Consider the following 12,019-nt stretch of genomic DNA (forward strand, 5'->3'; position numbering starts at 1 on the left):
GTTTTCCGGACAACGTCTGCAAATAATTCAAGATAAGACTGGACAGTTAAGGAGTTTCGAGTAAGATTCATTTCAGTGTTTTTTAGGGAAGGGGGACTTGGCGGGCGTGCCATAGGGGTTCCCCTTCTCGCTATTTATCCTTCCGTGATGATTGTCATGTCAATAAATAATCCATATGTCAATCAGTATGCATCATTTACGTCATAAAAAGCAAGAAAAAAATCCTACTCCCCCCGTCCATTGGGAGTGAGAGGCGACACAATAGCTTGGTCAACATTATCAATCAATGGCTTACTGTCAACAGTGATTGGTACACCTACCAGGGTATCTTTAATAAATTGATCTGCTTTTTGTATTTGACTTAATATCTCGTTGAGTCTCTTTTCTGCAGCTTCCAGTTTTGGAAAATTGCTTACCAGTTTTTTACTATCATCGCTCAATTCGTCATAGCTGGCCCTTGCTGCTGATATTGAATTCTTATCCTGAGAGGTTATCTCATCTATTGGCCTTATTTTATTTATAGCCTTTATTACCCCATCAGCTGCAGCATTGTTTTGTAATCCCTCTATCTTGGCAATCGCCTCAAGCAATTTATCTGAATTGGTAACTTCAGCTTTTTCTGCATCTGAAAGATTATCATAAGCTGTTTTTAAAGACAGAATCTGTTCTTGGTCATCCAAAGTTATAGCTTCAGGTTTTGGCAGTGAATCGATTCCATTAATTACAGCTTCTATTGCAGCTATGCTATTTTCAACTTCTACCAGTTTGTCATAATTGTTTACATTTTTCTTTTCCATAGCGCGCAGATCATTGTATTGTGCCCTTACTTCTTCGACAGCTGCTTGGTCATCAGGCGCAATAGCTAAAGGCAGTGCATCTATTGCGGTAATTACTGCTTTTGCCCTGTCGTCGCTTACAACGTGATCCATTACAAAAATGTCTCTATATTTTTCCTACCATCCAATACCTTGAGCATAGACATGACAGCCTGAGCATGCTGATGCTTCAAGTTGCCGCTGATTTCCCCTGCTTCAGTATCTAGTGTTCTAAGAATGATCTCAAGGGGGGTATGTCCATTTTTGATGAACCTCGAATCTGTGGTTAGATCTACCCCAAGGCCAGCAAGAAGTATTACAACCTGATCTGTTGTCCATACATTGCCGAATCTACCATCAGAATGCTGTGCTATAGAAAGCTGTTCAATAAAATTATCAAAATACAGCTTAATTTTATATTCAGGATCACCTTCCTTGGCATCAGGATTATAATATGGAATATACGGCTGTGCGTACATGGTCGTAAAGTCGTTTACAGTGGTCTGTGGTGACAGTTCTATAGGTTCTTCATTGAACTCCTCAACAACAGGCCTCCATGAACGATAATCGGAACCCTCTTTATACTCATATCCCCCACTGTCCATAGCTATGATGCCCCGGGGGGTTCCCATATACATACCATCTGTCCCAAAATCATTTCTACTTATTTCCCCAATAATGTCTAATTCCTTAAAGTCATCCGGGTTGTATCCCATAGCCGTCATAGCAAGAAGGATCTCCCCATAGGTTGTAGATTTGAAATCATTATTGGGAACCGGATTTTCTTTTAAATACTCTCTTAATCCATCGAGGAATTTGCTCCAGTTATGTTTAATATTTTCTTTTTGTTCCTCGGTGAATTCAACATACCCATCATTTAAACCGCAATCTACAAAGCCCCATTCAATGCACTCGAATCCTCCAGGGTGATAAGTATAGTCATCTCCCCATTTTTCTTTAACTACTGGAGAATTCTTAAAATATACATTCAGATAATCTTTCATCTGTTGCACTAGCTCATCCTGACTAGGTGGTGGAAGTTCTACCTCATTCATATCAGCTTTAACTTCATAAGACCTTTTAACTGATAAAGTATATTTATTGGCAGTAACCCCATCGGTATCCCCGAGGATTACACTATTAAACACTACTGTTACCGTTTTATCCTTGCCTGTCTTTAGATCATGATAATTTTAAAAAAAGAAAACCAAAGGCATTTTTCAAAATACCTCCGGTTTTCCGGTCAGCAAATAGTATCTAAATTTTTACTATGTTAATCCCAATCTTTGTTACTAGAGTCCGATCCCCCCATCTCCACACTGCTTTGCAATCTAAATGTTTTTCTAAACATATAATCTATATTTTATTTTGACTCGTTCCATTTTCTTTACCATCATTTCACCAAATACAAACAAGAAAAAGGCAGTACCCAGTCCATGAACCGAATCATAGGGCACTCCTGATATATAGAGAATAGCCAGAGATTTGAGACTAATAGTTATGTTTGAAGATGGTATTGCACTAGCCATCACCATAGCAGCTATATTCATTATCCCCCCATAGATGATGAACGTTGCTAAAAAGCCAAAAATAGCTAGAGTAAGATCATCTATAGGCAGCCTCTTCCTCTGTATAAAAAGTCCAATGAGAAGACCTATTGCTCCAAAGGCATAAAGCCACCACCCAAAAAAAGTTCCAGCTGATTTAGTATAAATATAGATGACATAACCTATTAGTATAGATACGATAATGCTCAACACCGGACCAACTATTATTTGAAAACTTCTCGATTTTACTTTATCCACATTAGCCTTGTTGAAGATCAATCCTGATAAAAACCCTAATATTCCCCAGCAAAACATCTGCCATGGTGTCCAGGGGCCATGTCCGGCAAAAAAGTTAACCACAAACCTGGCAATAGCACCCACTAGAAAACCAGCCTCTGGCCCAAAGGATATTCCCGACAAAATCACCATTGCAGTCCCCGGCTGGAATGGAGTGATCATGAAGCACATCAAATTACCAAAAGCAGTTAATGCAGACATAACGGCCACCATTACTATTTCCCTGGTCCTCACACGCCTTTTTTCAAATATCATGAAAAACGGCAGCATAGTATAAAATAAAATAAGCAGCCCGATCAGCATATATCTTTGATCTTCCAAATATTTAATCCCGATAAATATGGTGACCGGAATAAGAATGAAAATAATTAAAGCAGATACAATTGTTCTTTTTCTAAGTGCTAACTCATGACGTTTTGGATCATATTTTGCTCGCATAGATGGATCACATCCTCACAGGTTATTGCGTTTTCAAATAGATGTTTGGACATACGGTTGGAAGCTGTAGTATAAAAACTATTGCCACTATATAACCCCCGGGGCGTATCCTGTGAAATCACAGTTCCATCAAATAAAAAAGCACATATATCAAAATATTCAGCACAGAATTCTACATCATGAGTGACCATAACTACAGTAACATCTTCTTTCTGCAGCTTTTTAAATATTCCGGCTAAAATACGCTTATAAAAAGGATCTAATCCTTTAGTAGGCTCATCCAGCAATAATATTTTAGGGTTTAACAGAAGCACTTTCCCTAAAGCAAGTCTCTGCTGCTCTCCCCCGCTTAGATCATAAGGGTGCATTTCGGCCAGGTGAGACAGCCCCAAAATCTCTAACATGTCTTCGGCCTTCTGAAGCCTTTCATCCTCTGTATACTTATTATCATCAAGCATATCCAATAGGTCCTCTATTGCACTTGGTTCTGTAAACAAGGCCTTGGGGTTTTGAGGTAACATGCATAAATTTTCTGTAAACAATTCATGGTATTTATACTTATTTATTTCTTTACCATTTAGCAGTATTTTACCTCGATAAGCTATATTTGCACCTGTGATCAGCCTTAAAAGCGTACTTTTGCCTACTCCGTTTCCCCCTATTATTGAGAACAATTCTCCTTTATTTATAGTTAGTGATAAGTCTCTGATCACATCATCAGCACCCTTACTATATCTAAACCAGGCATCTTTTATTTGAATAACTGGTTCTTTCTTAGGGGTTTTATTGGTCTCATTGATTCTTTGAACTTGAGGATTGTCCCCCAATAGGCTTGACAGCCATATCTTACCATCCCTTACTGTTATAGGACATTTACCCTCCGGATTTACTTCAGAAAAAACCTTCATTGCAGTTGGCAGTCCCTCATACATAGGGTGGCTCTTGCCATATGAACTAAGAAATTCCCCTACCTCTAAAGGAGTGCCATACTTCTGAGCTTCCCCCTCTTCCATGACAAGAACCTTATCTGCTATGGGGAAAACCTCCTCCAGTCTGTGTTCAGATATGATAATGGTAGTGCCTAGTTCTAAATTTATCTTTCTCAGAATTGATATAAAGTCTGTAGATGCTATCGGATCTAACTCCGATGTAGGCTCATCTAATATCAGAACCTTAGGCTGCATAGCCATAACTGAAGCGAGATTTAATAACTGTTTTTGTCCCCCTGACAATTCTATAACACTCTTCCTGAACCAGGTCTGTATTCCAAAAAAACTGGCCATTTCAGCAACTCTACTCCTGATTACTTTAGTACTCATACCTAAGCTCTCTAATCCAAAGGCAAGTTCATGCCATACCTTATCCGTTACAATCTGTTTTTCTGGTCTCTGGTGAACAAAACCAATTTCTGCTGCACTTACATAAGGACTTAGTTCATCTATAGCTGTCCCATTATAGAGCACTTCTCCTGACAAATCGCCATCTGGCGCCAGTTCCTGCTTCATCTGACGAAGAAAAGTACTCTTGCCACAGCCTGATTTCCCACAAACTAAAATAAACTCCGCAGGATATATATTAATATTCAAATTCTTAATTGCTCTGTTTTCACATCCGGCATATGAAAAACTTACATCGTTGAACTTAATGATCTCCATCTATATTCCTCCAATAACTCGATTGCTGCAGGTATCATAAGTAGAATAAAATATGCCAAATATATATTTGCGGACAAAAGGGTTATTTTGTCCGCAACAATAGCAGGGTAATATATTATATTGTTTTTACCAAAAAAGAAGCCTATTATGACAACAATTGATAACAAAACCATAATAGTTAGAGTCTTCCCATCTCTCCTGTCAAAGCGAAATATACTGAAGCTGGAGCGATTAGGAAGTCCGTAGCCTCTAGCCCTCATGGAATCTGAAGTCTCGATGGAGTTTTCCATTGACCATGTTACCAATATGGAAAATTCTTTCATAAACTGCTTAGCTCTTTTAAATATTCCCCCCTTAGAAAAATCTCTACCGATGTTCCTTTGTCCAGCTGATATTTCTTTAAATTGTTCCTTAAAAAGCGGGATAAACCTAAAAGACATTGATATGGCCAAAGAAAGTGATGAAAACAACCTTCCAAAAATATAGATAACTTTATCTGAGGTCATGATCTGATTTAAACACTTAACCCACATAATAACGCTTACCAACATAGTTCCAGAAGCTATACCGTATAATATAGCCTCTAAGGTTATAGCATTTTCATTTAAATAAAAAAGCACAGTTACTCCCTGGTGAACAAAGAGAGGATTAAGGATAGAGGTAAGCCCAACAATAAAAAATATAAGTTTAATATTTGATTTTACTGCTGAAGTGCCATCCAAAATCACAGAATAGGCAAATGAAGCAAATAGTGTGACCACTAGAAAAATAGGGTGCATTGAAAACATTGTAAAGACAACAACTGCTGTAAAGAAGTAGAAATTTACAATGGGGTGATATGTTTTAAAGCCTGTTTCCATACTCAACTCTTCCTCTAATCCTTATTGTATTTATCGTAATCTTGGTCCCCAACATCCTTACCCAGATTGCAGGTATAATTCCATGATATAACATCACGGTGTTTGACAATGTATCGGCTGCAGCCATAATTGGGGAACCATCCGTTTACCTTATACATCCATCCACTCAATTCCCCTCCATCAAACTCATATAGATGATTAATTCCCATTATGTATGCTCCACTATATAAAGGGTCATTTCTAAACTCCATTTGAATCCCTTTACTTCTGGTCACTCGCTTTAATATGTCAAATACATTTTCTCCTTCTTTTATTTCAATTTTTGTTGGTGCCAAAATAACGCCATCCTTGGGAATATAAGGATCCTTTCCTGCGGGAAGCCTGTCCATATTGTTTAAAATAGTGTCACAGCGAATTTCTATAGTGCAGTATTTCTTTTTGGCTTTCTGGCTTGGAGAGGTATTCGAAGGTGTAGTCGTCAAAGAAGTACTTGAAGGTTTGTTATCGCTCTTTTTAGTACTGTTATTGCTATCAGCATTATCCTCTTTGCCGGTATTTGTTTCTTCTTCTGTGCCGGCTTCATCTTTAACCCCGGGTTTCACTTCATCCACATCTACTTTAGCCACTTCTATTTTTTTATCTGCCAGTATCCAATCTCCACCCTGTTTTATACTTAATAAAGTTTTGTTATCCATAACTTGTAACTCAGACTGGTAAATCAAGTGATTGGACACATCATCATATTTATATAAGTGTTTTATTCCGCCATCTGAAGATGTGGAGAAGTTAATATCCGCCTCTCCTGGCAATTTACCATTATGACGAAATGATAAAATTTGGATATCCATATCATTGTCTTTGGCAATTTCCTTGATTAAATCTTCATATACTGTATCAGTCTCTACATCTAAATTGATGGCTTCGCTATTTTCGATCTTGCTCCCCGATATATCCCACTCAACTTTACTATCAGATCCCAGAGCATTTTCCTTGGTAAATGACTCATTATCTTTTTTGAGCTTTTCTACATCCTCTTTTGATAAGCAGTTTTTATTAGAGGATGCTTTGAATTCTTTGATATCTTCCTTGATTTTTTTATACTGGCTTCTAAGATCATCAATATCTGGCGCCTCTTCTTCGATCAAAGCTTCAGCTTCTGCAATACTGTTCTTCATTTTAAGAACAGTATTTTTTGAATAATCTCCTTTATCATTTCCTAATTTAGCATTTTCCAATAATACATTTGCTTTATTTATCTGCTTGGATATCGCTTGATTGTAATCTGATGGTTCAATTGATAATCTATAGAGCCCTGTTATTACTAATACTGCTACTATGCTAACCAATACTATTTTTCGTATTTTATTTTTTTTCATAATACCCTCCTGGTAAGTAATATAAGAGGGCCCATAAAATGAACCCTCTTATCCTGACCACCTGCCTAGTACCTTTTAACCTGTCTTCTCCCTCTATAAGCCAATAGTGCTATCCCCATTATTGTAATGATCACACCAATAGGCAGATAGTCTACCGAACCAGTGCGAGGTAGCTTATTGTCTTTGGCATTATTATCCTGAGTATTATTGTCTTGGGTATTATCCAATTTTGCTATGTCTTTTTGCAGTTCAGCAATAACCTTATAATTTTCAATGTATTTTCGTTCTGATTCTGGTATAGATTTGTAATGGGCTTGAACCTCATCAATAATACCCTTTATTTCATCGACATTATCTTTGTTTACGGAAACCTTCTTATCACCGTCCATTAATTTTTCACTGATCAATGCGTTGATGTAATCGATCTTAGCTGGAATGAAGTATTGTTCGTAGCTGCTGATAGTTGCCAAATCCTCGGGAGCCAGTCCGGCAACAGCTTTGTCAACATTATCGATCAGTTGCTTGCTATTAGCAGTTATTGGCACCCCAACCAGGGTATCTTTAATAAGTTTGTCTGCTTTTTGTATTTGATCTAATATCTCGTTTAGTCTTTTTTCTGCCGCTTCCAGTTTGGAAAAATTGCTCACCAGCTTTTTACTATCATCACTCAATTCATTATATCTGGCTCTTGCTGCTGAAATTGAAGCCTCATCCTGGGAAGTTATCTTGTCTAGCGGCCTTATTTTATCTATGGCCTTGATAACCCCTTCGGCAGCAGCGCTGTTTTGCAATTCTTCTATTTTGGCAATCGCCTTAAACAATTTCTCTGAATTGCTGACTTTAGCTTTTTCTTCATCTGAAAGCCGGTCATAGGCTGCTTTTAATGAAAGAATTTTCCCTTGGTCATCCAACGTAATCTTTTCAAGTTCTGGAATTGAATTTATTCCATTTATTAAATATTCTGCTGGATCAACATTTTGTAATATTTCTTCCAGTTTGCTGAAATTAGTGACACTTGCTTTCTCTTCAGCACTTAAGGCCTGATAGCGTTCAACTATACGCCTGATCTCAAAGCCACTATAATATGGTGAACTAGCCGGATCTGGCAATCTGTCAATTTGATTGATTATATCTAGAGCACCTATCCTGGTATCGTTTCTATTCCCATAGCAATACAGTATTTTTGCATCATTGTAGAAAACCATATTGCCATCAGGTGAGATGGCCATGCTCTGTGTTGAAAATTGCCAATCCCCCACATTGGTGACTTTTTCATACCTGGGTTCTGTTTGACCGATGCTGTCCCTGACAATATACATAACTGATGAATTACTTTCACGGTCCGGTGCATAGGGAACTATATACAAATAAACTTCCTGATTGTTTTCCTTTGTGGCATAGGCAGTAGTCAAGATTGGGGTGCCTTTGGTGAGAATCTCATCAATCCTGTATATTTCTTCCATAGTATTGGCATCAATCACATGGAATGGTTCATTGCTTCCCATAACACCCCCACCGCCGCCGAGGTATAAGCGATCATTGTAGATAACCGGGCTTGCCTGGGTTCCACCGTACTGCACATCAGAAATATATGCCTTCATACTGTCCTTATTAAAGGAACCATCACTATTGATCTCATAAGAGCGAACTACCGCACCGCCACCACTTTTGTTGCTAGCAGCAATATATATGCGATTATTCTTCGGATAATAAACAATTGTGGATGTAACTACTTCATTAACTGGTAAGGTTATAGAATCTATTAAATCACCTGTTTTTGCATTCACGGACCTAATTACGCTGCCATTAGTTCTACTCCCCTGGTCTGGGAATATACATGCACCATTGACAAATGCCGGTCCTGCATTTGTCCCTATACCTAAATTTGTATCAGTTACTATTGTCCAAACTGGCTCAACAACCTCATCCGGCCTGGAGGGATCCAGATCAGTAGTCTTGAAAGCTGCATATTTTCCATTTTGAATTCTTGGTCCACAATAAATATATCCGTCATTGTAAAATACACAGGACTGTATTTGCGCCCCGGAATCCGAGATCGATGATGTGACAAACAATTGATCCAAAGTATCAGCATCATAGGCAATTAAATATATTTTTCTACCTGTCTCTGTTTGTGTACCTCTCGGCACAAATATCTTACCATCGCCATATGCTATATTGATAAAAAACCAGGCATCACCAGGGCATTGTGCGGTCTTTACCACTTCTCCGGTCTTGGTATTGATTTTAATCAGCTTTTCATTTACATAGCAGTAGGTGTAATCCCCTACTATAATCGGAGTTCCCGGTGTAACTGCCCAACCGCCGGTATCGCTATACCGCCATTTTTCTTCCATCTCTTCTCCAGTTCTTGGAGTTTTCGCGTCAGATACTCCCTGGAGTTCTAAATTTCCCAAAAACTGCGGCCAATTTAAAGTTGTACCTGCTTCTATTGGAGTTGCCGGTTCTTCTGGAACTGCTGGTTCTTCTGGTTCTTCTGGTTTGTTCATGGCGTTTTCCAGTTGAGTAAACGCACTATCAACATCTTCCTGGGAGCTGGCTATATCTTCAAGTTTTGCTTTGGCATTATCATAGGCTGCCTTTATTTCTTTATCTTCCAGAAGCTTATCCTTGTCTTCCAAGGTGTTTATCTCACCCATCAGCCTTGTCAGCGCATCTTTTTGCGCTATTGGAATAAAGTCTGCTCCCCATGAATCTGCATTTTCACTTCCTGCGGGATTGGCACCTATATCCCTTCCAAGTCCCACTATTGTGAATTGCCATCTGATAACATCGCCATCTTTGGGTGTACACCCGGAAGCAACGATATCAGGGAATTTCCCATTGACACAATACATCCACCCTGAATCACAATAATAGTCATATTGGCCTAACCAATCCGGTGAATCCCACTCACGCCCATATTCGATATTGGCATTATCTAATATATGCTGCGGCCAATTTGGCTCTCTGGTTTCATTATCTTTGACTGCATATAACCAGAAATCTCCTCTATAGTTGTATTCATGGTCACTGTTTTCTTCACCAATTACATCTACAGTTAATTTATCTACAGTATCTCCATCAAAAAAGGGAACCCTGATAGGTTCCACAATATAACCGAGACCTAATGCAAACTTCTCAACAGAAATAGTTACATATCCCTTAGGTTCTGTTGGCTGTTCTTGATTTGGTGTTTCGGCTTCAGCAAAGACACCTGTAAAGCTTGTGAACACGAAAGCAACAAGAACCGCTATGGTCAGCATGCTGTGAAATAGTTTTGACCGTTTCCTCATCTTCTCCACTCACCTTTCAACCTTTGGTATGTTTATTTCGCATGATAGTACCTCCAGTTGTCTGGTCAGTACAAAAATCTGATTAAAGCTTTACAGACTTTTTAATTTCTTCAATCCTAATCGGCTTGCCGTCTTGGATGATCACCCTTATTTCACCGAATCCAATGTCCTTGATGATTTTTTCAAGTTTTTCGATTTTAGTATCAGTTTTTTTGTTATGTTTATTACTTGGTTCCAATCTGTCCTCCCCCTGCAAATATTTTACTTGCTTATTCGGAAACTCCTCAACGAGTCTCCACACTGCTTTGCAGTTTAGAGATGTTTCTTTTCACCTCCCAAAATCTCCAGACGGCTTATTTTAACGACACCCCCACACCGAAATAGAGTTTTATGTGATGCGTAAAACAACATAAAAAAATCCTACCAAAGGTAGGATTTCAGAACGCAATATTTTTATAAATGCCAATAACAATAAAAGCATTTAAAAATCCTAATTTCCCACCGAAATTATGATTTTTGTCCTATGGCAGGTCTCCTGACTTAAAGCTTCAAACCAGATACTCTCATCTTCCCGAAATTTTCATTTCAGTGATCTTGTCGGAGTATCGTAGCTTTTACAGTAGCGTGGCTGTTAAGGATTCTCACCTTATTCCCTATTAATGCCTCAGCAACCTATAGAACATATTTTATTGTATGCAAATATTGTACTATACAAGAATTTGAATGTCAATTTATCCATGTCCTACCCTTCCCTCCGCCTGCTGCTCAATGCCCTGTCGATCTCCCGCTGGGCATCCCGCCTGGCGATATCCTGGCGTTTGTCATAAAGCCTCTTCCCCCTGGCAAGAGCCAGTTCTACTTTCACCTTGCCTCTTTTGAAGTAAAGCCGCAGCGGGATCAAGGTATAACCCTTCTGGGTAGTCATTCCTAACAGCCTTTTGATCTCCCTTTTGTGCAGAAGCAGTCTGCGCGGGCGCTTGGGGTCATGGTTAAAGTGGCTCCCCTTGTCATAGGGGGAGATGTGCATGTTCTGTAAAATTGCTTCTCCATCTAGGATCTCGGCATAGCTGTCCCGCAGACTGACCTTACCGGCGCGGATCGACTTTACCTCTGTCCCCACCAGTGCTATACCAGCCTCATATATTTCATCTATAAAATAGTCGTGGCGCGCCTTTCTATTTTCAGCAGCCACCTTAATAGGTTCTTTCATCTTTATTCACCCCCAAAAAACGGATGTCTAATACCAAAAGTCAGAGTTCAAAAGTTAGCAAAAATCTGCATTCCGTTGATTCCACAGCGTTACACTACTTCTGCCTCAGTTTTCATCCTCTACCTGTACCAGCTACATGCACTGGGGACTGTCCCCCTTGCACGTTCCCACTTCCAACCCCCCACATCTCACATCTCATTTACTAACCACCAACGACCAACCACCAACCACTAATCTGTCCCCCTTGCACGCAGAAATGCACCGGGAAGTAGAGTAGGCGGGGTCTCATGCCGCCTGGTAGCGTTTAGGTCAGGACAGTCCGTTATACTGCCCCTTTCGTCTGGCAGTGCCTTAGTATCCCGGCCGTGCGCTACTGGCCTAGCAGTTGTATCCCCTACCCCTCATCGAACCGTACGTGCGCTATTAACGCATACGGCTCTCCGTAGTCATTATTCACGGAGCTCACGCAAAGATTCTTACCCTGACATCGTAAATATTCACAAATATACGGGGTGTAGGCAGTGG

At 39.4% G+C, this 12,019-nt stretch carries 9 protein-coding genes and 1 riboswitch; all 9 genes read right to left on the bottom strand.

The annotated features are described in order from the left end of the window. Positions 1–224 precede the first annotated feature (224 nt). A complete protein-coding gene (locus tag SSCH_RS02825) occupies positions 225–929 on the bottom strand; it encodes a hypothetical protein (protein ID WP_044664148.1) in 705 nt (234 codons plus the stop codon). After that, complete coding sequence (locus SSCH_RS02830) at positions 929–1,963, bottom strand: hypothetical protein (protein ID WP_044664149.1); 1,035 nt, start codon at positions 1,961–1,963, stop codon at positions 929–931. The genes SSCH_RS02825 and SSCH_RS02830 overlap by 1 nt, the downstream gene beginning before the upstream one ends. Before the next feature lie 195 nt (positions 1,964–2,158). Further along, positions 2,159–2,914 (bottom strand): ECF transporter S component, encoded by a 756-nt coding sequence (locus tag SSCH_RS02835; RefSeq protein ID WP_232294182.1) that lies wholly within the window; start codon positions 2,912–2,914, stop codon positions 2,159–2,161. 146 nt (positions 2,915–3,060) lie between these two features. Then, entirely contained in the window at positions 3,061–4,752 is a 1,692-nt protein-coding gene (locus SSCH_RS02840; RefSeq protein ID WP_044664151.1) for an ABC transporter ATP-binding protein, read from the bottom strand. Beyond that, positions 4,725–5,612: an energy-coupling factor transporter transmembrane component T gene (locus SSCH_RS02845; protein ID WP_044664152.1), complete on the bottom strand. Its 888-nt coding sequence runs from the start codon at positions 5,610–5,612 to the stop codon at positions 4,725–4,727. The genes SSCH_RS02840 and SSCH_RS02845 overlap by 28 nt, the downstream gene beginning before the upstream one ends. A 14-nt stretch (positions 5,613–5,626) precedes the next feature. After that, positions 5,627–6,988 (bottom strand): DUF4430 domain-containing protein, encoded by a 1,362-nt coding sequence (locus SSCH_RS19845; protein WP_052835229.1) that lies wholly within the window; start codon positions 6,986–6,988, stop codon positions 5,627–5,629. Between the two features lie 65 nt (positions 6,989–7,053). Then, entirely contained in the window at positions 7,054–10,284 is a 3,231-nt protein-coding gene (locus SSCH_RS02855) for a DUF4430 domain-containing protein (RefSeq protein WP_084710877.1), read from the bottom strand. Positions 10,285–10,366: 82 nt separating this feature from the next. Further along, positions 10,367–10,585, bottom strand: coding sequence for a DUF2292 domain-containing protein (locus SSCH_RS18745; protein ID WP_044664154.1), 219 nt, complete (start codon positions 10,583–10,585; stop codon positions 10,367–10,369). Between the two features lie 207 nt (positions 10,586–10,792). Beyond that, positions 10,793–10,976, bottom strand: a riboswitch (cobalamin riboswitch). Positions 10,977–11,026: 50 nt separating this feature from the next. Next, positions 11,027–11,494 carry an SsrA-binding protein SmpB gene (gene smpB / locus SSCH_RS02865; RefSeq protein WP_044664155.1) on the bottom strand — a complete coding sequence of 156 codons (468 nt, stop codon included), beginning with the start codon at positions 11,492–11,494 and terminating at the stop codon, positions 11,027–11,029. Positions 11,495–12,019 lie beyond the last annotated feature (525 nt).

The organism is Syntrophaceticus schinkii (assembly GCF_000946815.1).
GTDB classification, from domain to species: Bacteria; Bacillota; DSM-12270; order Thermacetogeniales; family Thermacetogeniaceae; genus Syntrophaceticus; species Syntrophaceticus schinkii.